General features: G+C 66.2%; 18 protein-coding genes, 2 tRNA genes and 1 pseudogene. 12 read left to right on the top strand and 9 right to left on the bottom strand.

All coding sequences use genetic code 11. The features are described 5' to 3' along the window. Window positions 1-295 precede the first annotated feature (295 nt). The 6 genes from OXM57_00890 (at window position 296) to OXM57_00865 (ending at window position 7,469) form a co-directional block, all read left to right on the top strand. Window positions 296-709 (top strand): FHA domain-containing protein, encoded by a 414-nt coding sequence (locus OXM57_00890; GenBank protein ID MDE0351235.1) that lies wholly within the window; start codon window positions 296-298, stop codon window positions 707-709. Next, on the top strand, window positions 706-1,431 hold the full coding sequence (locus tag OXM57_00885; GenBank protein ID MDE0351234.1) for a protein phosphatase 2C domain-containing protein: 726 nt from the start codon (window positions 706-708) through the stop codon (window positions 1,429-1,431). The genes OXM57_00890 and OXM57_00885 overlap by 4 nt, the downstream gene beginning before the upstream one ends. Window positions 1,432-1,468: 37 nt before the next feature. After that, window positions 1,469-2,755 carry an FtsW/RodA/SpoVE family cell cycle protein gene (locus tag OXM57_00880; GenBank protein MDE0351233.1) on the top strand — a complete coding sequence of 429 codons (1,287 nt, stop codon included), beginning with the start codon at window positions 1,469-1,471 and terminating at the stop codon, window positions 2,753-2,755. Further along, on the top strand, window positions 2,752-3,882 hold the full coding sequence (locus tag OXM57_00875; GenBank protein MDE0351232.1) for a penicillin-binding transpeptidase domain-containing protein: 1,131 nt from the start codon (window positions 2,752-2,754) through the stop codon (window positions 3,880-3,882). Before OXM57_00880 ends, OXM57_00875 begins: the two co-directional genes overlap by 4 nt. Window positions 3,883-4,455: 573 nt before the next feature. Next, window positions 4,456-6,573: a Stk1 family PASTA domain-containing Ser/Thr kinase gene (gene pknB / locus OXM57_00870; GenBank protein ID MDE0351231.1), complete on the top strand. Its 2,118-nt coding sequence runs from the start codon at window positions 4,456-4,458 to the stop codon at window positions 6,571-6,573. 17 nt (window positions 6,574-6,590) lie between these two features. After that, window positions 6,591-7,469, top strand: coding sequence for a metal ABC transporter ATP-binding protein (locus tag OXM57_00865; protein ID MDE0351230.1), 879 nt, complete (start codon window positions 6,591-6,593; stop codon window positions 7,467-7,469). Window positions 7,470-7,498: 29 nt separating this feature from the next. Here the strand turns inward: OXM57_00865 and OXM57_00860 are convergent, their stop codons facing one another. Continuing rightward, the gene (locus tag OXM57_00860; protein MDE0351229.1) at window positions 7,499-8,065 is read right to left on the bottom strand and encodes an aminodeoxychorismate/anthranilate synthase component II; all 567 of its coding nucleotides are present in this window, start codon (window positions 8,063-8,065) and stop codon (window positions 7,499-7,501) included. Window positions 8,066-8,156: 91 nt separating this feature from the next. Here OXM57_00860 and OXM57_00855 point away from each other — a divergent pair, with 91 nt between their 5' ends. Then, window positions 8,157-8,405 (top strand): cell division protein CrgA, encoded by a 249-nt coding sequence (locus OXM57_00855; GenBank protein MDE0351228.1) that lies wholly within the window; start codon window positions 8,157-8,159, stop codon window positions 8,403-8,405. A gap of 374 nt (window positions 8,406-8,779) precedes the next feature. Here the strand turns inward: OXM57_00855 and OXM57_00850 are convergent, their stop codons facing one another. The 5 genes from OXM57_00850 to OXM57_00830 form a co-directional block, all read right to left on the bottom strand. Then, the gene (locus tag OXM57_00850) at window positions 8,780-9,025 is read right to left on the bottom strand and encodes a hypothetical protein (GenBank protein ID MDE0351227.1); all 246 of its coding nucleotides are present in this window, start codon (window positions 9,023-9,025) and stop codon (window positions 8,780-8,782) included. A gap of 64 nt (window positions 9,026-9,089) precedes the next feature. Then, window positions 9,090-10,268 (bottom strand): thiolase family protein, encoded by a 1,179-nt coding sequence (locus OXM57_00845; GenBank protein ID MDE0351226.1) that lies wholly within the window; start codon window positions 10,266-10,268, stop codon window positions 9,090-9,092. A gap of 53 nt (window positions 10,269-10,321) precedes the next feature. After that, window positions 10,322-10,394 (bottom strand) — tRNA-Ala (locus OXM57_00840). Between the two features lie 72 nt (window positions 10,395-10,466). Beyond that, window positions 10,467-11,291 (bottom strand): hypothetical protein, encoded by an 825-nt coding sequence (locus tag OXM57_00835; protein MDE0351225.1) that lies wholly within the window; start codon window positions 11,289-11,291, stop codon window positions 10,467-10,469. A gap of 20 nt (window positions 11,292-11,311) precedes the next feature. Next, entirely contained in the window at window positions 11,312-12,508 is a 1,197-nt protein-coding gene (locus OXM57_00830; protein MDE0351224.1) for an acyl-CoA dehydrogenase family protein, read from the bottom strand. 204 nt (window positions 12,509-12,712) lie between these two features. Here OXM57_00830 and OXM57_00825 point away from each other — a divergent pair, with 204 nt between their 5' ends. Continuing rightward, window positions 12,713-14,074 carry a TrpB-like pyridoxal phosphate-dependent enzyme gene (locus tag OXM57_00825; GenBank protein ID MDE0351223.1) on the top strand — a complete coding sequence of 454 codons (1,362 nt, stop codon included), beginning with the start codon at window positions 12,713-12,715 and terminating at the stop codon, window positions 14,072-14,074. A gap of 57 nt (window positions 14,075-14,131) precedes the next feature. On the opposite strand, the gene OXM57_00820 is transcribed toward OXM57_00825, so the two are convergent. The 3 genes and pseudogenes from OXM57_00820 to OXM57_00810 form a co-directional block, all read right to left on the bottom strand. Beyond that, window positions 14,132-15,145, bottom strand: coding sequence for a radical SAM protein (locus OXM57_00820; GenBank protein ID MDE0351222.1), 1,014 nt, complete (start codon window positions 15,143-15,145; stop codon window positions 14,132-14,134). Window positions 15,146-15,263: 118 nt separating this feature from the next. Next, window positions 15,264-15,440: pseudogene (locus tag OXM57_00815) on the bottom strand (toxin-antitoxin system HicB family antitoxin). Continuing rightward, a complete protein-coding gene (locus tag OXM57_00810; GenBank protein MDE0351221.1) occupies window positions 15,430-15,681 on the bottom strand; it encodes a toxin HicA in 252 nt (83 codons plus the stop codon). The pseudogene OXM57_00815 and the gene OXM57_00810 overlap by 11 nt, the downstream one beginning before the upstream one ends. A gap of 229 nt (window positions 15,682-15,910) precedes the next feature. Here OXM57_00810 and OXM57_00805 point away from each other — a divergent pair, with 229 nt between their 5' ends. The 4 genes from OXM57_00805 (at window position 15,911) to OXM57_00790 (ending at window position 20,533) form a co-directional block, all read left to right on the top strand. Then, window positions 15,911-17,554 (top strand): hypothetical protein, encoded by a 1,644-nt coding sequence (locus tag OXM57_00805; GenBank protein MDE0351220.1) that lies wholly within the window; start codon window positions 15,911-15,913, stop codon window positions 17,552-17,554. A gap of 6 nt (window positions 17,555-17,560) precedes the next feature. Further along, window positions 17,561-19,069 (top strand): glucose-6-phosphate dehydrogenase, encoded by a 1,509-nt coding sequence (gene zwf, locus OXM57_00800; protein MDE0351219.1) that lies wholly within the window; start codon window positions 17,561-17,563, stop codon window positions 19,067-19,069. A gap of 54 nt (window positions 19,070-19,123) precedes the next feature. Next, a tRNA-Val gene (locus OXM57_00795) sits at window positions 19,124-19,197 on the top strand. 691 nt (window positions 19,198-19,888) lie between these two features. Then, window positions 19,889-20,533 carry a site-specific integrase gene (locus tag OXM57_00790; GenBank protein MDE0351218.1) on the top strand — a complete coding sequence of 215 codons (645 nt, stop codon included), beginning with the start codon at window positions 19,889-19,891 and terminating at the stop codon, window positions 20,531-20,533. Window positions 20,534-20,835 lie beyond the last annotated feature (302 nt).

Genomic DNA, 20,835 nt, shown 5'->3' with positions numbered 1-20,835 from the left:
GAACAGGAATAATCAGGGCTAGGTACCGGCGGCGCGCCACGTTCACGGGGGTTGGGAGCTACCGGTGAGCGCGATTGTCCGGTGCCGTAGACTGACCGGCGTGGCACCGGCGCGCGACCCCGAGGATGCTGAGGCACGGATGGCGCGGGCACCCGTCGGCGTGGTCGAGCGCCGTCTGAGGATGGTTTCATAGGAGGGTACTGAAAAATGTCCAGTTGGCCAGATAGCCGACAATGAAGCACCAGGTCAAGGGATCGCGAACCGATCCATCCCCGTCTTTTTCAGCACCCTCCTGATGCCCGCGGCGATCCTGGTCGCTTTGAAGTTCATCTTCGTGGCCATCGTCTACCTGCTGGTGTGGCGGGTGGCCACCGCGGTGGCCGAGCATGTCGGCGCCAAGCCCTGGAGGGTCCTGAGCGGTCCCGGTACCGGGCTCACCGTGGTCAGGAGCGATACCCAGAGCGGATTGGAATTCGATGTCCGTCGCCCGATCGTGCTGGGAAGCGGCAGCGAGGCGGACGTACTCATCGACGACGCCTACGCGTCGGATCTCCATGCCCGCCTGGATCCCGAGGAGGAGTCGCTCACACTGGAGGACCTGGGTAGCACCAGCGGTACCTACGTGAACGGGAAGCGGGTGATCGCGGTGGTGGCGCTGAGCCGGGGCGACTCCATCCAGATCGGCAAGACCGTGCTGGAGGTGAAGTGAGGTTCGTCTGGGCGGCCGGAACCGACACGGGCCGCAAGCGTCCCAACAACGAGGACTCGATCCATCCGGAGCATGACGGTCGGACATCCGGCTCGCTGTTGGTGGCGGTCGCGGACGGGATGGGGGGCCATCACGGCGGGGAGGTGGCCAGCAGCGTGGCCATCAAGGCGGTGGTCGAGACCGCCGGAACACCTGAGGATCAGGTGCGGGCGGCCAACGATGCCATCCTGGCCAGGGTTTTCGGGGATCCCCGGCTGGCCGGAATGGGCACCACGCTCACGGTCGCCGAACTGCGTCCTGACGGCGAGGTCACCCTCGGGCACGTCGGGGATAGCCGCGCCTACCGGTGGCATGCCGGACGCTTCAAGCAGCTCACGATCGACCACACCTTCGTTCAGGAAGAGGTCGATGCCGGACGGCTTTCCCAGGAACAGGCGCGCCACCATCCCGAGCGGTCCGTCCTCACGAGGGCACTGGGATTCGAGCCTGGCCTGGAGGTTGACAGAGTTCGACTGAAGGTCTCGGCAGGTGACCGCCTGCTGGTGTGCTCCGACGGTCTCACATCGATGGTCAGAGATGATCGGATCGCCGGCATCCTGGAGAGTGGGGCGCCATCGGAGGCGGTGTGGGCGCTGATCGAAGCCGCCAACCGGTCGGGAGGGGTGGACAACGTGTCCGTAATCGTGGTGGCGATCGCAGAGGACGAAGCGAGCGGGGATTGAAGGGGTCACCCCGTCCGCTCCCGATGGTCCGTGGGGCATGGCGCGGACGTCCGGACGGCCCGACTCGATGAGCCGGCCGGCGGAAGTCGTATTCGTCTGCGGGTCAGGTGGCCTGGCCGCCTTCGGAGTCGTGCTCGTCAACCTGGCCCGGGAGGAGGTCCGGGCCATGCCGGCACTGGCGGCGTTCCTGGTGCTGGCCGTGGCGTTCGGGTTGCTCCTCGTGGCGATGCGAGCCTGGGCGCCGGACGCCACCCCCCTCCTGATTCCCACCGCTTCCATCCTCGCAGCGGTGGGTTTCGTCACGATCTATCGCTTGGACGAGAACCTGGCGGGCCTTCATGGCTGGTGGTTGCTGCTCAGCGCCACCATGTCCGCCCTCTGGCTCTACGCCGTCTCGGAGAAGGGTCTGGGCCATCGGGGCGGTGGTTGGTGGCCTCTCCTGGCCCTCGCGGCCGGGCTGGTCGCGGTCCCTTCCCTGGGCGTGGATGGTGGGACGACCTGGGTGGCGTGGAGGTCGGCTCCTGCGGTGGTTCTCAACCCCGGCGAGATCGTCAAGTTGGTGATGGTGGCCCTCTTCGCCATCCTCCTGGCCGAGCGGCAGGCTTTCTTCTCCGCCGGGGGTCGGTACACAGCCCCGCTCCGCCCGGCCCGGGTCACGACGGTCTGGCAGTCGATCCTCCTGCTGGGGGTCGTCCTGATCAGCATCGCCGTCCGGGATTCCGGAACGGCCATGATCGTGGTGGGGATGTTCTGCGTGATGGCTTACATGGCAACCAACCGGTCCGCCTATCTGGTTGGCGGGCTCGGCGCCGGCGTCCTCTGGCTGGTTGCCGGCCCCTGGCTGTCGGAGGGTCTCCAGAGCCGGATAACGGTATGGACGGATCCATGGACCCAACCGGAGGGTCCGGGTAACCGGCTCGCCGAGGGCCTGTTCGGGCTGGCGGCGGGCAGCCTTTCGGGTACGGGTTTCGGTCTTGGCGACCCCGACCTGATACCGGAGTCGACCACCAGCCTGGTGTTCGCGGCCGTCGGCGAGGAGATGGGCCTCGCAGGGACCGTGGTGGTGCTGGCCGCTTACGCCCTGATGGTGGTCACCGGGTTCGGTATCGCGTTGCGGGCCAGGGAAGTGTTCCACAAACTCCTCGCGGGCGGGCTGTCGCTGCTCCTTGGTGGACAGGCGGCGATGTCCGTGGCCGGGGTGGTGGGGCTCCTGCCCGGTACCGCCATGCCGATTCCTTTCCTGTCGTACGGGGTGTCCTTGACGATGGCCGGCTTCGTCATTCTCGCCGTGCTGGCCCGCGTCAGTCATGAGGAACGGGTATGAACGGCCCGATCCGCCGGGTGGTCCTGCTTCTCGGTGTCCTCTTCCTGGTTCTCGTGGTGGACCTCACCTACTGGCAGGCCATCGCCGCCGACAGGCTGCGCCAGAACCAGCGGAATCCGCGCGTGGAGCTGACCAGGTCGGGTCGGGAACGCGGCGAGATCCTCTCCGCGGACTCGGTGGTGCTGGCCAGATCGGTGCCCGATCCTCTCGATCCCGGCGCGTACCGGCGCGAGTACCTGTACGGGTCGGTATACGCGCACGTAGTCGGCTTCTCGTCGGCGCTGTTCGGGGACCGGGGCGTGGAGGCCGCCCACGCCTCGCTTCTCAGGTCGCGCCGTGACCTGACGACTTCGGGGATCCTCAACGCGCTGCTCGGAGACGACCTGCGACCCCGTTCGATCCAGCTGACGCTGTACCACGAGCTTCAAGCGACCGCCGCCCGAGCCCTGGGTGATCGGCGGGGAGCGGTGGTTGCCCTGGATCCTGCCACCGGTCAGGTACTGGCGATGGTCAGCTCGCCGTCATTCAATCCCAATTCCCTGGTCGGAACGAACGCCGCGGTGGTGTGGGACGCCCTGACGGAAAGCACCGACGGCCCCCTCGACAACCGGGCCATCGCAGGGTCATTGCCCAGACTCCTCACCTCTGAGGGAACGATCACTCTCGACGAGATGGATCCGCTTTCGGCGCTGGGTATCGCCACGCGGGTGGCCGGCGCCGGGCAGGACGGGCTGATTATGCGCCCGCACGTCACCGCTCGGGTGTTCGACGCCGACTCCAATCAGGTCTCGCGAGCGGACCCGGAACCCATGGCCGATACCTTCGGCTACGAAGCAGCCCTGTCGCTCTACGGAGAGAGCCGCCCACTGGTGGTCGGCGGCGCCTCGCAGGACCGCCCGCCGGAGGCTGTCGGCAACTCGGGAGTTACCGAGACCGGTGCGGGCGAGCCGGCCGGGTGGTTCTTCGGCGTCTGGCCCGCGACCCGCCCCACCATCGTGGTGGCGGTGGTCGTCTATCCGGACGGGCCCGGCGCGGGCGGGCCGGGCAGAGCGGCGGCGGCTTCCGTCGGTCGAGCCGTGCTGGGCGCCTGGATCGGCATGATCCCGACCAGCGCTTCAGACGAATAGCTCCAAGTAGTCGTTGGTCAGTAGATGGTGTACCGGGACTGAGACGTACGACCCAACGGGGTTGAGGTACTGACTGAACTTGACTACCTCCAGGTATCTCACCGGCCACTGGCCACATCTCAAGACAGACCATTGTGGTCTGTCTGCGAAACAGCTCGGCGTGTTCTGGCGGTCATCGGTGTCCCGACGCTGCGTTCCGCTTCCTCAACGTACCGCTGCGAGTACGCTTTCGTCAGCGGGCCTTGCGAGGAACACCGCTGCCGACGCCATACCACACCGCCGCTCCACAGACAGACGCGAAAGTGGTCTGTCTGCGCAACAACCTGGCGGGTTCTGGCGGTCATCGGTGTCCCGTCGCTGCGTTCCGCTTCCTCGACGTACCGCTGCGGGTACGCCTTCGTCAGCGGGCCTTGCGAGGAACACCGCTGCCGACGCCATACCACGCCGCCGTTCCACAGACAGACCACGTGACAAACAAACGCTAAGGGCCTCGCCCGTGGCAAACTACCTGGTATGAAACTGGTCGGCCACCATCCGAGCCCCATCGTGCGCGGTCAAGTGGTGCATTCCTGAATGGTTGCTCCGAACTCGCTGGGTCGTTACGAGTTGACCGCGCAGATCGCGCGGGGTGGCATGTCGGATGTGTTCGAGGCTCGGGATCGTCTCCTCGACCGCAAGGTGGCTGTCAAGATACTGCACGACCGGTTTGCGGAGACGGACACCTTCGTGGCCCGATTCCGCAAGGAAGCCCGCGCGGTCGCCAACCTGAGCCATCCCAACGTGGTGTCGGTCTACGACTGGGGCGAGGAGGACGGCACCTACTTCATGGTCATGGAGTTGGTCAAGGGGCGGTCCCTGCGCGACATTATCCAGGCCGAGGGCAAGCTCCTGCCGCGTCGAGCGACCGAGATAGCAGCGGAAATCGCCAAGGCGCTTGACGCCGCTCACCGCAGCGGTGTCATCCACCGCGACATCAAGCCAGGCAACATCCTCCTTACCACGGACGGCAGCGTCAAGGTGACCGACTTCGGCGTGGCCCGGGCTCGCAATGCTTCCGAAGGCCTGACCAAGGTGGGATCGGTCATAGGAACCGCCACCTACTTCAGCCCCGAACAGGCAAGTGGCGACCCGGCCGACGAACGGTCGGACATCTACAGCCTTGGAGTGGTGCTCTACGAGATGCTGGTGGGGCGTCCCCCCTTCAGGGGGGAGAGCCCGGTGTCGGTGGCATACCAGCACGTCACCGCCGAGGTCGTTCCGCCGAGCAGGCTCAATACCGACGTGTCGCTGGAGCTCGAGAACGTGGTCATGCGCGCTCTCGACAAGGACCCTGATCGACGCTACGGGACGGCCGCCGACATCCACCATGACCTGCTGGTGCTGCTACAGGGCCGGCCTTCGCCCGTCAGTCAGGCCCCGGTCGCTCCTCCCGCCCGCGCCCCAACCCCGCAGGACCTGCCGCCTGCCCCGCCGCGAGACGACGATGCCTACCGGCGTCAGCGGGGCCAGCCCCGCCAGCCCTCGCAACTTCCCTTCATCCTCACCGCTGTTCTCCTGGCCGCCGGCGTGGTGCTCGGCGCATACCTCCTGCTCAACAGCCTCTCGAACGATCCGGCGCCGTCCACCACCGTGCCGGTAGTGACCATTGCGATTCCCAACGTGACAGGCCTATCCGAGGAGGAGGCGCGCATCGTGCTCCAGGAGGCGGGATTCCTGGTCACGACCAGCAGGGAGTTCAGCGAGGCTCCGGAGGACTCGGTGATCCGGACCGAGCCGGCGGTTGGAACGGTCGCCGAGGAGGAGTCGCAGGTCAATATGGTGGTTTCCGACGGCCCGGCCCTGTTGCAGGTTCCCACCGTGGTCGGCTCCACCAGGGAGCGCGCCATCGGGCAACTCCGAGGTCAAGGGTTCGCCTTCACGGAGCGCACCGCCCGCCACGACACGATAGGGGTTGGTCTGGTGATCAGTCAGGATCCGGCGGGCGAGGCCAAAGCCCAGGTCGGAACGGTGGTCGAGCTGGTGATCTCGGCCGGTCCACAGCCGATCGAAATGCCCCGGGTGATCGGACTGAGCCGCGATCGAGCGGAGGGAATGCTCGAAGGGCTCGGCCTGGAGGTCTCAACCACTTCGGCCCGCAGCAACGAGGTGCCGCCCGGGGTGGTGGCCCGCCAGGAGCCTGCTCCCGGAGCGGACGTGAACCCCGGATGGAGTGTTCAGTTGGTCATCTCCGAAGGTCCGGAGATGTTCGTACTCGAGGAACTGGCCGGTCAACCGGTTGCTGATGTGATCGTCCTGCTCGGGGAGGCCGGCATGCAGGTCCAGGTCATTCAGGAGCCCAGCCCGAGCCATGAGGTGGGCGTGGTCATCCGCACCGATCCGCCGGGGGGGACGGAACTGCCGGTGGGCGAGATGATCACCTTGTACGAATCCACGGGTCCGGATCTGGTCGAGGTTCCCGACCTCACCGGCGCCACTCCTGAGGAGGCGGAAGCGACTCTGGCCGGTTTGGGTCTGATACTGGAGGTTGCCGCATCCAGGGCCGCGGTCGACGCGCCCGAGTTGGACGGGAGGATCGCCCGCCAGGCGCCCGGCCCGGGCGAGGTGTTCCTACGGGGCGAGACCGTGCTGGTGGTACTCGGTGATTACACTGCCCCGGTGGTGGACTCCGAGGGCGATAACTCGGAGTCGTAGACGAATAGGTGGCGGCCGTGTCATCAGTCGAGGCTCCGACCCCGGACGCGATGGGGGCTCATGGACCGGCTGTGACAGTCCGGGACGCGGTGTTCCGCTATGGCTCGAAGACGGTCGTAGAGCAGTCCAGCGTCGATATCCCCGCCGGATCGATCACGGCGCTGATCGGTCCCAACGGCGCAGGCAAGTCGACGCTCCTCAACGCCTTTGCCGGACTGGTCCAACCGGCATCGGGTAGCGTCACCGTGGGGTCCAGGAACGGACGGACCTACCGCACTTCCTACGTGCTCCAGGAGACGAAGGTGAATCCCTCGCTACCCGTCACCGTTCGGGAGGTGGTGAGCATGGGCCGCTACGCAGGCCGCCGGCCCCTGCGCCTTCTTACCAGGGAGGATCGCAGGATGGTCGACGAGGCGATGGAGAGGACCAACATCACCCACCTCGCCTTGCGGCATCTCTCCCGGCTCTCGGGCGGGGAACGCCACCGGGTGCTGCTGGCCCAAGGGCTGGCGCAGGACCACGACATCCTGCTGCTCGACGAGCCGGCCACCGGCCTCGATGTGGTGTCCATCCAGGCGGTCCGCGACACCATCCGCTCCGAGAACGCTCACGGATGCACGGTCATCGTCACCACTCATGACCTGGCCGAAGCCTGGGATGCCCACTACGTGGTCCTTTTGGCAGGGCGCGTGGTCACCGCCGGTCCGCCCAGCGAGGTCCTCACGGCATCGCAGCTGACGGCCGCCTACGGCTTGGGGCTGATGAACGTAGAGGGCACCCACCTGTTCCTCGACGATCCTCATCACGACGAGACGGATAGGCATCACTCCCACGAACGATCCATCCATCTGGAGTCTGACCCGACCGACCTTCACCACGACGAGCACAATCACTGATCACGCCCGGCTGATTGCCGGGGCCTGATTCAGGACCGGCCGGTCAGGAAGTTGTCGAGCAGGGCCATCCCCTCGTCGGTGAGCACGCTCTCCGGATGGAACTGCACGCCGTGGATGGGAAGCTCTCGGTGCCTGACTCCCTGTATGACGTCGTCCTCGCTCCAGGCGCACGGCTCGAGCACGTCGGGCAATTCGCTGGCCGCCAGCGAGTGGTATCTCGTAGCGACGAAGGGATTCTCAAGACCGGAGAAGACGTCCTTGCCGTCATGGCGGATCGAGGAGGTCTTGCCGTGCATGATCCGCGGGGCGAGGTCGATGGCGCCGCCGAACGAGGTGACGATGGCCTCATGACCAAGGCACACGCCCAGGATGGGCACCTGTCCGGCGAAGTGTCCTATGTACGACTCCGTATAGCCGGCGTTCTCGGGCCGTCCCGGTCCCGGTGAGATGACCAGCCGTTCCGGTTCGAACCGGGCGGCGGCGGGCGCGTCCATCTCGTCATTGCGGACCACGGTCGGCTCGGCGCCGAGTTCGCCCAGATACTGGACCAGATTGAAGGTGAAGCTGTCGTAGTTGTCCAGAACCAGCACCCGCATCGCCCGCCAAGCCTACCGAACCGTTCGTACGGAACACCGCTAGCGGGACCGGGCCGTCCGGCTCGGAACCGGCGGTGGTAGCCTGGTCCACATGCCGCAATCCAAGGGACGTCGTAAGCGCAAGACGGCGGGTCGTCCGACACCGCCCAAGAGCGCTGCGAGCCGGGGGAAGAAGGCCAAGGAATCATCGAAGCTCTACGTGGCCGTGATGTTCGGTCTCATGGCTCTCGGGGTTCTGATGGTGGTGACCCGGTACGTGCTAGACACGCCCTCGTGGTTGTTGCTGGTCGGGCTGGCTTCGATGGGCGGCGGCTTCCTGATGACGACCAACTATCACTGAAGCCCCGCCAGTTCCGATCTTCCCGGGCTCCTCCGTGCCGCGCACGCCATCCCGCCGCTGACACGCGAGTAGCGCTGCTTTAGGTGGTGTGGGCACTGGCCCAGCGTTGCCTCGAGGCTGGTGGTCTGTCTGCGAAACAGCCAGGCGTGTTCTGGCCGTCATCGGTGTCCCGTCGCTGCGTTCCGCTTCCTCAACGTACCGCTGCGGGTACGCCTTCGTCAGCGGGCCTTGCGAGGAACACCGCTGCCAACGCCCTACCACACCGCAGTTCCGCAGACAGACCAAGTGGTCTAGTTACAGCCCTGTAGTTCTCCACGTAGTTATCCACGGCTGTGGATAGTCGGTGCCTCGGGGAGCCGCCCGTCCCGGCGGGCTCAGGTGACCGGTACCTCGTCCATCTCCTCGCGGCAATGACGCGGCGGGTTGGATGCGGTGGTGTTGGTGACCGTCATCGTCACCTCGGTGCCGCATAGGCTGCACCGGAAGCGCCGGCGGGTCTCGACCACATCATCGGGATCGACTACCGGTGGAGGATTGGCCACCGCCCGGATCACCGCCATGGAGGCGGTCCAGATGGCGGCGCCGATCGCCACGGCGATGATGATGTTGAGGAGCGTCATCCTTCAGTGGTCAGCGGTTGGTGTAGGGGCCTGAGAACGCCATCCCGTACTCTTCGCCGGCGTTCTACGCGGCCCGCTCGAGAATCATGGCGTTGGCCATGCCCCCGCCCTCGCACATCGTCTGGAGTCCGTAGCGAGACTGCCGGCGCTCCATCTCGTGTACCAGGGTGGCGGTCAGCTTGGCGCCCGTTCCGCCCAGAGGGTGGCCCGTGGAGATCGCCCCGCCGTTCACGTTGGTCCGTTCCCAGAGGGCGTCGGGGTCGGATCCGCCGTTCTCTGCCAGCCAGATCCCGACCACGGAGGCGAAGGCTTCGTTCACCTCGAACAGGTCGATGTCGTCGATGCCCAATCCGGCCCGCTCCAGGGCGCGAGCGGTGGCCGGGATCGGTCCGGTGAGCATGCTGACCGGATCCACGCCCGCCACGGCGAATTGCAGGAAGTAGGCCTTAGGTTCCAGTCCTAGCTCACCGGCTTTCCGCTCCGACATGATCAACACGGCCGCCGCCCCGTCCGAGATCTGGGATGAGTTACCGGCGGTGACCACGCCGTCCGCCTTGAAGACCGGTGGAAGCCCGGCCAGGACCTCCGGTGTGGTGTTGGGACGGATGCCCTCATCCATAGTCATCGTCTCCACGGAGCCGTTCGCGCTGACCTCGACCGGGACGATCTCGCGGGCGAACCGACCTTCGGCGGTGGCCCTCGCGGATCTCATGTGGGAGCGGTAGGCGATCTGGTCGAGACGTTCCCGAGACAGGCCCCACTTCTCGGCGATGAGTTCCGCCGAGATCCCCTGGGGCACGAGGCTGTTGGCGTAGCGCTCAACCATGCGTGGCCCGAACGGCCGTCCCGGTCCTTGCTGGGCGGTGATTCCCATGGGCACCCGGCTCATCGACTCCACGCCGGCCGCGATCGCCACGTCGTAGGCACCGGCCATCACTCCTTGGGCGGCGAAGTGGGAGGCCTGCTGTGCCGAGCCGCACTGGCGATCGACGGTCGTGCCCACCACGTCCTCGGGGAAGCCGGCCGCGAGCGCCGCGTTCCGACCCACGTTGAAGCCCTGCTCACCGGTCTGCGTCACGCATCCCATGATCACGTCATCCACCAGGGCCGGGTCGAGTTGGTTGCGCTCCACGAGGGCTCGCAGCGGGATGGCGGCCAGGTCGACCGGGTGGTAGCCCTGTAGGCGGCCGTTCCGCTTGCCGGTGGGTGTTCTCACTGCGTCGACGACGACTGCCCGGTGCATGCCTGTCTCCCCTCGTATGCGGATGACCTCAGAGTCCCCAACCCGGCGACCGGTGGAGGTGATCGGATTCGAACCGACGACCTCCTGGTTGCAAACCAGGTGCTCTGCCGACTGAGCTACACCCCCGAGCCTCCCGCATTCTACTTGGGCGCCTGCCGTCCGCTTACCCGGCGGGAAACAGCCTGCACCCGCAGACCGCTAACCCAGGATGATCAGCACCAGGGCAACCACCGCTACCCCGAATCCGGCCTGTTGGATACGGGTGGTGCGCTCTCCGGAGAAGAGGACCTGGAAGAGGACCGTGACACCGTAGGCCATCTGGAAGAACAGGCCGGCCACGGCCAGGTTGACCTGGGCGGCCAGCGTAAAGGTCGCGAGCCCGATCCCGCCCAGTATGCCCACCATGACGGCTTGAGGAGTAGTGCCCCGGTGGGGCCACGTCGCCTCCCTGCGGATGAGGATCAGCAGCAGGACGAATGCCACAGCCACCACCCTCCCCGGCACCACCGGCCAGGTCCCCGCGTCATCGCCGGTCAAGCCCAGCAATGTGGCGGTGATGCCGAACAGGACACCTGAGGTCAGGCCGTGTTTCATGGCGATGAGATCCCATTCCGCTCCAGGGTCCTTCATGCCGATCAGCCAGACACCGATAAGGCCCACCACCAGTCCCGAGCCGACCACCATCGAGGGGAGGCCCGACACGATGGTGTCCACCCCGATCGGGACCGCCGCTCCCGTTACCGCGGCCACCGGCCCCACTATTCCCGTGCCCCGGGTGGTGTAGCCCCGGTAGAGCTGGATTAGACCCATTCCGGAGGACACGCCGGAGCAGCCGCCGAGCACCAGGTCGGGAACGGTGGGGCTTCCGCCCCACCAGACCGCCAGGATCAGCGTCGACAGCAGGGTGAAAACGTAGATCGCGAGCACTGTGGCCAGAAGGCGCCCGCGCCGGCCCACGTTGGTTCCGATGTGATCGGCCAGCCCGATGGACAGTGGGGCGAGGAGGCCGATGAAGATGGTCATCGGGGGTGGCCGCGGCCCTCCTACGTGAAGGCCTGGAATCCGGTGAGGGATTGGCCGAGGATCAGGGTATGGATCTCGTTGGTGCCCTCGTAGGTGATCACCGATTCCAGATTGTTCATGTGGCGCATTACCGGGTAGTCGAGGGTGATGCCGTTCGCTCCCAGCACGGATCGGGCGGTCCGGGCGACATCCAGCGCCATCCGGACGTTGTCGAACTTGCCAAGAGACACGTGCTCGGAGCCGGCCCGACCCCGATCCTTCATGCGTCCGATATGGAGGGCGAGCAGCAGTCCCCGGTTCACGGAGACCATCATCTCCACCAGCTTGCGCTGGGTGAGCTGGAACGCGCCGATCGGCCGGCCGAACTGCTGCCTGGTGGTGGCGTAGTCGAGCGCCGCCTCGTAGCACGAGCGGGCGGCGCCCATCGCTCCCCAGACGATGCCGTACCGGGCTTCGGTCAGGCAGGACAGCGGGCCACGCATCGAGGATACGCCGGGCAGCGCCGCTTCTCTCGGAAGCCGTACGTCGTCGAGGGTCAGCTCGGAGGTATGGGAGGCCCTGAGTGAGAGCTTGCGCGGGATGTCGCGGGCTGCGAATCCCGGAGTATCGGTGGGGATGATGAACCCTCGCACTCCATCCTCGGCTCGGGCCCAGATGATGGCCACGTCCGCCACCGACCCGTTGGAGATCCAGGTCTTGGTGCCGTTGAGGATCCAATCCGGACCGTCTCGGCGTGCGGTGGTGCGCATCGAGGCGGCATCGGAGCCGGAATCGGGCTCGGTGAGGCCGAAACACCCCAGGACCTCGCCCGAAGCCATTCGTGGCAACCACTCCCGGCGTTGATCCTCCGACCCGTACTCCCGGATGGGGAACATGGCCAGCGAACCCTGCACCGACACCATGCTGCGGAGTCCCGAGTCGCCCGCCTCGAGTTCGAGGCAGGTCAATCCGTACTCGACCGCGGACGCGCCCGGGCACCCGTAGCCGTCCAGGTGCATCCCCAGCAGGCCCAGCCCGCCCAACTCGGTGGCCAGCTCCCTGGGCAGGATCCCCTCGACGAACCAGTCGCCGATCGACGGGAGTACCCGATCGCCCACCCACCGGCGAACCGTGTCCCTAAGCAGGCGTTCCTCAGGATCGAGGAGACGGTCCAAGCCGAGGAAGTCTTTCGGGTCGGGCGGGGCCGGCCGGTTGGCCGGTGAAGTGGTGGTACTCAACGGTCTTCCTGAGGCGGCTACAGGTCTCATTGTGGCAGGCGGAGACTCGGGCGAAAGCAGGGTGCCTCCCATGTGACACGGTTCTCGGATCGGGGCCGGAACTCGCAGGCCGGCTGTGGGCATCGGGCGGCGCGAGCGAGTACCGTTCTGCGTTCCGGCAGTACCCGCGATCGAGCCTAGGTTGGCTAGGCGGAGGAGTAGTCGATGACGGAACCGACCAAGATTCTGCTTGACGAGTCGGATATCCCGACCCATTGGTACAACATCATCCCCGATCTGCCGGCGCCGCCCCCTCCGGTGCTCCACCCCGGAACCCTCGAGCCGGTGGGCCCTGGTGATCTGGCGCCGCTGTTTCCGATGGACCTCATCCTCCAGGAGGTCTCGCAGGACAGCTACATAGAGATCCCCGAGCCGGTGCGGGACATCTACCGCCTGTGGAGGCCCACCCCGTTGTACCGGGCCCACCGGTTGGAGAGGGAGCTCGATACGCCGGCCCGCATCTACTACAAGTACGAGGGTGCCAGCCCGGCCGGATCCCACAAGCCGAACACTGCGGTTGCCCAGGCCTACTACAACGCTCAAGCAGGCGTAAGGAAGCTGACCACGGAGACGGGCGCCGGTCAATGGGGGAGCGCGCTCGCCCTGGCGTGCCGGATGTTCGGCCTCGAGTGCGAGGTCTGGCAGGTAGCCGCCTCGTTCGACCAGAAGCCCTATCGAGGTTCCATGATGCGGACGTGGGGCGCCGCGGTCCACTCCAGTCCCTCGGAGGTGACCAATGCGGGCCAGGCCATTCTGGCCCAGGATCCCAACAGCACGGGCAGCCTCGGTATCGCCATCTCAGAGGCGGTCGAGGTGGCGGCCACCAACGAGGATGTGAACTACTCACTCGGCTCGGTGCTGAACCACGTCCTCCTGCACCAGACGGTGATCGGCCAGGAGGCTGCCGCCCAGCTGGCCAAGGTGGACGAGACCCCGGATGTGATCATCGGCTGCACGGGGGGCGGTTCCAACTTCTCGGGCCTGTCCTATCCCTTCCTGCGGGAGAAGCTGGCCGGGAACATCAACCCCACCATCCGGGCGGTGGAACCGGCGGCATGCCCCTCGATAACCAAGGGAGAGTACCGCTACGACTTCGGGGACGCCATCGGCATGACACCGCTCATCAAGATGCACACCCTGGGCCACGGGTTCGTGCCGGATCCGATCCATGCGGGCGGGCTGCGGTATCACGGGATGTCACCGCTGGTCTCCCACATCGTCGAACTCGGGCTGATGGAGGCGGAAGCGATCGGCCAGGTGGAATGCTTCGAAGCCGCCCTGCAGTTCGCAAGGACGGAGGGGATCATCCCTGCCCCCGAGCCCACCCACGCCATAGCGGGGGCGCTCCGGGAGGCCAGTCAGTGCCGGGAGTCCGGCGAGGAGAAGGTGATCCTCATCGCGCTTTGCGGCCACGGCCACTTCGACATGGCCGCCTACGACACTTTCCTGTCCGGCGAACTCCACGACTACGAGTACCCGTCCGAGGCTATCGCCGCGGCGCTGGCGGAGGTGCCGGTGGTCGCCTGATAGTGCGGTCCGGTCCGGCCGCTCGGGACTCCTCCCGCGGTCGGACCGAGGATCCGATCAGGCGAACAGGGTGAGCTGGGGGTCGGGTTGCTTCGCGGGTGCCGGATCACGGGGCTGCCGACGTTCCCCGCCTGGAGCGCCATGGGCCGTCTTCGAGCGCCGGATCAGGCCCCCGAGCCGCCGGCGCATGGCCGGGGGAGCGTAGGACCTGGTTCCGTAGGTGTGCCGGTAGAACCGTGACAGGTGGGGGTAGTCCTGGTCTATCCACTCCAACACATGGTCCTTGAGCGGTCCCCGTACATGCAGGTATCCGCCCATGATGAACCGTGCCCCGACCTCGGCGGCTCCCCTGACCAGCTCCTCCACCTGCTTGGGATGGTCGGAGATTCCGGGAAGGATGGGCATCATGAGCACCCCGGAGGAAATGCCCGCCTCGTTGAGCCGCCGGACCGCGTCGAGACGCTTGCGGGGGTGGGCCGTTCCCGGCTCCGAGCGCGACCAGGCATCGGTGTCGAGGGTTCCGATCGAGAAGTTGACGCTGATCTCGGCGGTCCTGGCGGCCCGGGTCAGGACGTCCAGGTCCCGGAGAACCAGGGGCGATTTGGTGAGGATCGAGAACCGGTTGCCCCGTTCGGCGAGTATCTCGATGATCTGGCGGGTCAGCTTGTACTTGCCCTCGGCCGCCTGGTAGGGGTCGGTGTTGGTTCCCATCGCGATCGGATGGCCCGCCCAGCGCTGCGGGGCGGTCTCGTGGCGCAGGACCTCGGGTGCGTTGATCTTGACCACGATCTTGGTGTCGAAGTCGCGCCCGATGCCGAGGCCCAGATAATCGTGGGTGGGTCGGGCGAAGCAATAGGTGCAGGCATGGCTGCAACCGCGGTAGGCGTTGATGGTGTACTCGAATGGCAATGCCGAAGATTGCGGTACCCGGTTGATGATGGTGCGCGACTCAACGTGGAGGAACTCGAGTCCCGTGTAGGCGCCCCGACCGATCCGCCGCTCGACCACCGCGTCGAACAATGCGCTCTTGTTGCCGGGCGCGTCGGTCGTGGTCCAGCGAAGTTCTGCCATGGACCAAGGCAGTATAGACGAACACATGTTCGCTCGGGGCTATAGAGTGTCCAGATGGCCCGGTGGCCGGCTTCCGCTACACGGCTGGTCGAACCATCGCGGTGGGGGTGGGAGGCTGCTCGCCGGCGGCTTGCATATCGGCGGAGACCTCGCCGACAAGCCGACGAATTCCGGCCATTGCCTCGTCGATTGTTGGTGCCAACCAGGAAAGCGACGGGAATTCACCGCAGAGACCGACGTGCTCCCCGTCTTCTGGAGACCAGATCACCCGGTATGTGTAGTGGTCAGTAGCCATGCTCCTGCAACTTTCTGATCGCCTTGAGGACCTGTCGCACCTGGTAAGCCTTCGCCATACCTCGGCTGCCTTGTATGTTCACCCGCGGATCTCCCGACCAAGGTGTGCGGTATACCCGGTGACTGCCGCCGGTCTGCCGTGGTGGTCCGAAATGCTCGTCACACACCTTGGCAAGGTCGGCGAACCGGACACCCGTCGGGTTCTTGCGCATGGCCTTGAGAATCGCCGCTGTGGTTCCCATACCATAGTGACTACCTTCAACGATGCTTAGAGTCAAGAGGCCTGTTTCGAGAGGTTCCAGCGAGTCACCTCTCTTTCGGTCGCCTCGATGAGTGGCGCGATTGCAAACGGTGGGGGTGACGCGTTACCTCGGTGTCGCCTCCGGACTGGATGGAGCGCCTGGAGGATGGCCGTGAGCCCGGAGAATCCGGGTAACGTCGGAGCATCGAGTACGCGGACCGGGACGGATGATGCCTGATCTTCCTACGCACTCTTTTGCCCTGGGAAGCCTGACCAATCGGGTTCACTGCCGGTTGGCCGCATGGGACGAACAGAGCTACGCCGTGAGGATGTGGGACAGGGACCACGCCCTGTGGTCCGCTGAGGACATACCTGACCTCACCAACCGCTTGGGGTGGCTCCGGCTGCCCTACGAGACCGAGCAGCTGGCCGCTATGAGGGCCTTCGCCGAGGAAGTGTGCGCCGCCGCCGACCGGGTGGTGCTGCTCGGGATGGGCGGGTCGAGCATGGCGCCGGAGGTATTCGCCAAGACGTTCGGGAGCGCCCCCGGCCATCCCTTGCTGACCGTCCTGGACAGCACCCACCCCGAGGCTGTGCGGGCGGTGTCTGCCGGCATCGATCCGTCCCGGACCCTGTTCCTGGTGGCCTCCAAGTCGGGAGGTACCATCGAGACGCTGTCACTGTTCCGCTACTTCTGGGGGATGGTGTCGAGCGTCCATGATCGCCCGGGCGACCGTTTCGTAGCCCTGACCGATCCGGGCTCGGGCCTCGAGGCCCTGGCCCGCGAGCGGCGATTCCGCCGGGTCTTCTCCACTCCGCCAGAGGTCGGGGGGCGCTACTCGGCGCTCACGCCGTTCGGTCTGGTTCCGGCCGCCCTGATCGGTATGGACATCGAGAGCCTTCAAGCGAAGGCGCGCGTTATGGCCGAGGAGTGCGGGCCGGACCGGCCGGTGGCCGCCAACCCGGGACTCCGGTTGGGAGCGGTCATGGGCGAGTCGGCGCTGGCCGGCCGGGACAAGCTCACGTACATCTGCTCACCGGCGGTTGCCGGGTTCGGAGCCTGGGTCGAGCAGCTGGTGGCGGAGAGTACGGGTAAGAACAACACCGGCATCGTTCCGGTGGCCGGTGAGCCCCTGGGTGATCCGGCGAGCTACGGGCGGGATCGGCTTTTCGTCTTCATGGCCCTCGAGGGCGATGAGCCTTCCGAGTGGGAGGCGGCCCAGGCCGGGCTGCGACGTCGCGGCCATCCGATCGTCGGCATAACGCTTCACCACCTGGACGAGTTGGGGGCGGAGATGTTCCGCAGCGAGATGGCGGTGGCGTCCGCCGGATCCGTTCTCGGTATCAACCCCTTCAACCAGCCCGATGTCCAGGTGGCCAAGGACCTGGCCCGCCAAGCCATGTCGCCCGGGGGTCTGGAGGGCAGTGTCGAGGAGATTCTCTGCGACTCCCCCCGGCTCGCCGGCGCGTTGGGGGACTGGGCGGCGATGATCGAGCCGGGAGACTACGTCGGAGTACACGCGTACCTCCCCATGGACGGTCCGGCCACACCCGTTCTGGAGTCGCTCGTACCGCTTCTCCGGGATCGGTACCGGGTGCCGGTCACGCTCGGCTACGGGCCCCGGTTTCTCCACTCCACCGGCCAGCTCCACAAGGGTGGCGCCAACAACGGGGTGTTTCTCCAGCTGGTGGATTCGCCGGGTCTGGACGTCGATGTTCCGGAGACAGACTTCAGCTTCGGGGAGTTGCTCAAGGGCCAGGCGGCCGGCGATTACCAGGCCCTGTCCGGCCGGGACCGCCGCGTGCTGCGGATCGGGCTCAGCGGTGACCCGCGCTCCGCGCTCGAGACGGTGGCCGGTTTGATGAGAAGGTAGGCACTGGTGGAGTCACTGCCGACGATCGGATCCCGAGCGGTTGACCGGCACCTGCTGGTGGTGTTCGGCGCCACCGGAGACCTGTATTACCAGAAGCTGGCGCCGGCCCTCTATCACCTGGTCCGTCAGTACGGACTCGTCGATCGGTGCCTCATCCTCGGCGTCTCCCGCTCGGCCCTCGGTGACGAGGAGTTCCGGACCCGGTCCCGCGACGCCATCGAGAAGGCCTCGCCCGGCCAGATGCTGCTGGACACGCCCGGCGGCCGTCCGGCCGAGTGGTGCGACGCGGTGATGCATTACCACCAGCTCGGCGCGGACGGATACGACGGGTTGAGGCGCCGCATCGAGGCCCTCGAGCGAGACCACGGCTTGCCGGGCAACCGGATCTTCTACCTGGCCCTGCCCCCGGCGGCCTTCGGCCCCACCGTAAGGGGCCTGGGCGCATCAGGCCTGGCCGCCGGTGAGGGCTGGACCCGTCTTGTCGTGGAGAAGCCTTTCGGGGTCGACCTGGAGTCCGCGGTCGCGCTGAACTCCATCCTTCACGAGACCTTCGACGAGAGCCGGATCTACCGGATCGACCACTACCTCGGCAAGGCCACCGTCCAGAACCTCCTGGTGTTCCGGTTCGCCAACCCGCTGTTCGAGTCGGTGTGGAATCGGGATCGGATCTCCAACGTCCAGATAACCGTCGCCGAGGATGTCGGCATCGGATCCCGGGCGGGCTACTACGACCGGTCCGGAGCGCTCCGCGACATGGTCCAGAACCATCTGACCCAGGTCCTGAGCCTTGTGGCGATGGAGCCGCCGGTGTCGTTCGACGCCGAGGCGATACGCGACGAGAAAGTGAAGGTGCTGCAGTCGATCCGGGCGCTCACGCCCGACGACGTGGTGCTGGGCCAGTACGCCGCCGGCCGGATCGACGGACGCAGGGTGCGCGGCTACCGGGAGGAGCCGGGGGTGGTCGATGACTCGGGCACCGCCAGCTATGCGGCGCTGCGGGTTTTCGTCGACAGCTGGCGCTGGCACGGGGTGCCCTTCTACCTGCGGACCGGGAAGCGACTGGCGACCCGCCTCACGCAGGTGGCGGTCACATTCCGCGAGCTGCCGGTGCCGCTCTTCAAGTCCTTCGACCGGAGCCGACACCAGGGAAACGTCCTCTTCGTCCGCCTCCAGCCTCACGAGGGCTTCGAGCTGCTATTCGATGTCCAGGTACCGGGCGACCATCCCGAGCTGGCCACCAAGCCGCTGTCGTTCGCCTACGAGGAGGCGTTCGGAGACCTTCCCGACGCCTACGAGACCTTGCTGTACGACGTCATGTGCGGCGACCGCACCCTGTTCGTCCGATCCGACGAAGTCGAGCAGGCGTGGAGGCTCTACACACCGCTACTCGAGGCGGGTCTCCGGCCTGCCCCCTACCCGGCGGGCTCGTGGGGTCCCCGGGAAGCCGATGCCCTGCTGTCTAGCCGGGGCGACAGCTGGCGGGTACGGCTCCCCAACGGTGATGATCCGGCGTAGGGCACCGGGGGCTGGTCGCTCCACCTGGGGTTCTTCTACAATGCAGCGTTCCCAGGGCGTTTAGCTCAGCTTGGGAGAGCGCTTCCCTTACAAGGAAGAGGTCGGCGGTTCGAGCCCGTCAACGCCCACAGTGGTTACATAGGGATTCACAGGGTACCTCAAAACCGCCATCTATCAGGGTATTTGGTCCCTGAACCCAGGACCTACGGTTACAGAGGCACCCACCTCGTTTCACATAATCCCATTGAAAATGTAACATCATAAGTAACATCGTGCCCGACTAGCCCTACATGCGAGGTGAGAATGCGGCGGCCCAAAACACTCACTGCAGCCTTCTGCAAAACCATTTCCACGCCAGGAACCTACGGCGACGGGCGCGGTAGCTTCGGTTTGACCCTCCGAGTCAAGCAAACCCGCAACGGTCGGCTGTCAAAAGTTTGGGCCCAACGGGTTGTAATCGGTGGCAAACCTACCTACCTCGGGCTGGGCACCTATCCGACCGTCACGCTCGGCGAGGCCCGACGAAAAGCGCTCAAGAACCGGCGTGAGATCGAAGCGGGTAGGGATCCTCGAGGCGGGGGGCTTCCTACCTTCGCGAGGGCCACCGATAAGGTCATTGCCCTGCACCGCGACGGTTGGAAGCCGGGTAGCCGAACTGAGTCAGCGTGGCGCAACGGTTTCAGCCGCCACGTATATCCGAAGCTTGGTCACAGACGAGTTGATGTGATCACGACCGCGGATGTGTTGGCTGTGCTCTCTCCCATTTGGCATGCGGCACCGCGGCAAGCCGAGGCTCTACGGCGACGGATCAGCCAGGTCATGCGTTGGGCGGTGGCGCAGGGCTACCGGCCGGACGACGCCGCAGGGCCGGCTCTCACCGCGGTTCTACCCAAGCGCACCAACGCGACGACTCACCACCGGGCTCTCCACCACTCCGAAGTAGCAGACGCGCTGGGGAAGGTCCGCGAGTCGGGTGTAGCCACATCGACTCGGTTGGCCATCGAGTTCCTAGCACTAACGGCAGCCAGAACCACAGAAGTGAGGCTTGCTACCAAGTCGGAGATCGACCACCAGGCTGGGGTATGGACGGTCCCTGCCGAGCGGATGAAAGCAGGCCGCGAACATCGGGTACCGCTCAGCAGCGCCGCGCATTGTGTGCTCGACGAGGCGTACCGGCACACCGATGGCGAGTTGCTGTTCCCCGGGAGAAGCGGCAAGCCGGCCGGCCACGGGGTGCTCGCCGCTACGTTCCGCCGGCTCAATATCGGAACCGTCCACGGACTGCGATCGAGCTTTCGGGACTGGTGCTCCGAGACCGGCGTCCCCCGCGAAGTGGCAGAACAGGCACTGGCCCATTCGGTAGGCGGCGTCGAGGGTGCCTACGCCCGGTCCGACCTCCTTGATCTACGCAAGCCCGTAATGGAGGCATGGGGCGAGTACGTTTATGCCGAACCCAGTCCGTGACGCCTCCGCTCCTGCCAAGCATGAACCAGGCCGTTTTGTGCTGGACACCCATGTCCTTCGCCAGCTTGACGGACGATACGCCAAGGGGGTCGGTCGTAGCGAGGAACATTGCGATCAGCCACTTCCACAGAGACACACGGCTGGACTTCACAACGGTGCCGGTTCTAACGGAGAACCAGCTACGGCAGTCGTAGCATCGGTATGGCATCGGCTTGCTGGACTTGACCACAGAGGGGCCGTCCGCCGCTGTCAAGGCCGGTTGAAAGTTGCGCGGTTTCGTGGGGGTTGGTTAGTGGGTGATC

Source organism: bacterium (assembly GCA_028820935.1).
In the GTDB taxonomy this organism is placed as follows: domain Bacteria; phylum Actinomycetota; class Acidimicrobiia; order Spongiisociales; family Spongiisociaceae; genus Spongiisocius.
This window is presented reverse-complemented; position numbering and strand designations above follow the sequence as displayed.

What these genes read in the sequence shown, in the direction of transcription:
- OXM57_00880 (MDE0351233.1), top strand. Translation starts at nt 1,469, where the DNA reads ATGGCGCGGACGTCCGGACGGCCCGACTCGATGAGCCGGCCGGCGGAA.
- OXM57_00810 (MDE0351221.1), bottom strand. Translation starts at nt 15,681, where the DNA reads ATGGGAACCACAGCGGCGATTCTCAAGGCCATGCGCAAGAACCCGACG.
- OXM57_00835 (MDE0351225.1), bottom strand. Translation starts at nt 11,291, where the DNA reads ATGACCATCTTCATCGGCCTCCTCGCCCCACTGTCCATCGGGCTGGCC.
- OXM57_00855 (MDE0351228.1), top strand. Translation starts at nt 8,157, where the DNA reads ATGCCGCAATCCAAGGGACGTCGTAAGCGCAAGACGGCGGGTCGTCCG.
- pknB (MDE0351231.1), top strand. Translation starts at nt 4,456, where the DNA reads ATGGTTGCTCCGAACTCGCTGGGTCGTTACGAGTTGACCGCGCAGATC.
- OXM57_00850 (MDE0351227.1), bottom strand. Translation starts at nt 9,025, where the DNA reads ATGACGCTCCTCAACATCATCATCGCCGTGGCGATCGGCGCCGCCATC.
- OXM57_00890 (MDE0351235.1), top strand. Translation starts at nt 296, where the DNA reads ATGCCCGCGGCGATCCTGGTCGCTTTGAAGTTCATCTTCGTGGCCATC.
- OXM57_00805 (MDE0351220.1), top strand. Translation starts at nt 15,911, where the DNA reads ATGCCTGATCTTCCTACGCACTCTTTTGCCCTGGGAAGCCTGACCAAT.
- OXM57_00820 (MDE0351222.1), bottom strand. Translation starts at nt 15,145, where the DNA reads ATGGCAGAACTTCGCTGGACCACGACCGACGCGCCCGGCAACAAGAGC.
- OXM57_00875 (MDE0351232.1), top strand. Translation starts at nt 2,752, where the DNA reads ATGAACGGCCCGATCCGCCGGGTGGTCCTGCTTCTCGGTGTCCTCTTC.
- OXM57_00790 (MDE0351218.1), top strand. Translation starts at nt 19,889, where the DNA reads ATGCGTTGGGCGGTGGCGCAGGGCTACCGGCCGGACGACGCCGCAGGG.
- OXM57_00845 (MDE0351226.1), bottom strand. Translation starts at nt 10,268, where the DNA reads ATGCACCGGGCAGTCGTCGTCGACGCAGTGAGAACACCCACCGGCAAG.
- OXM57_00860 (MDE0351229.1), bottom strand. Translation starts at nt 8,065, where the DNA reads ATGCGGGTGCTGGTTCTGGACAACTACGACAGCTTCACCTTCAATCTG.
- OXM57_00825 (MDE0351223.1), top strand. Translation starts at nt 12,713, where the DNA reads ATGACGGAACCGACCAAGATTCTGCTTGACGAGTCGGATATCCCGACC.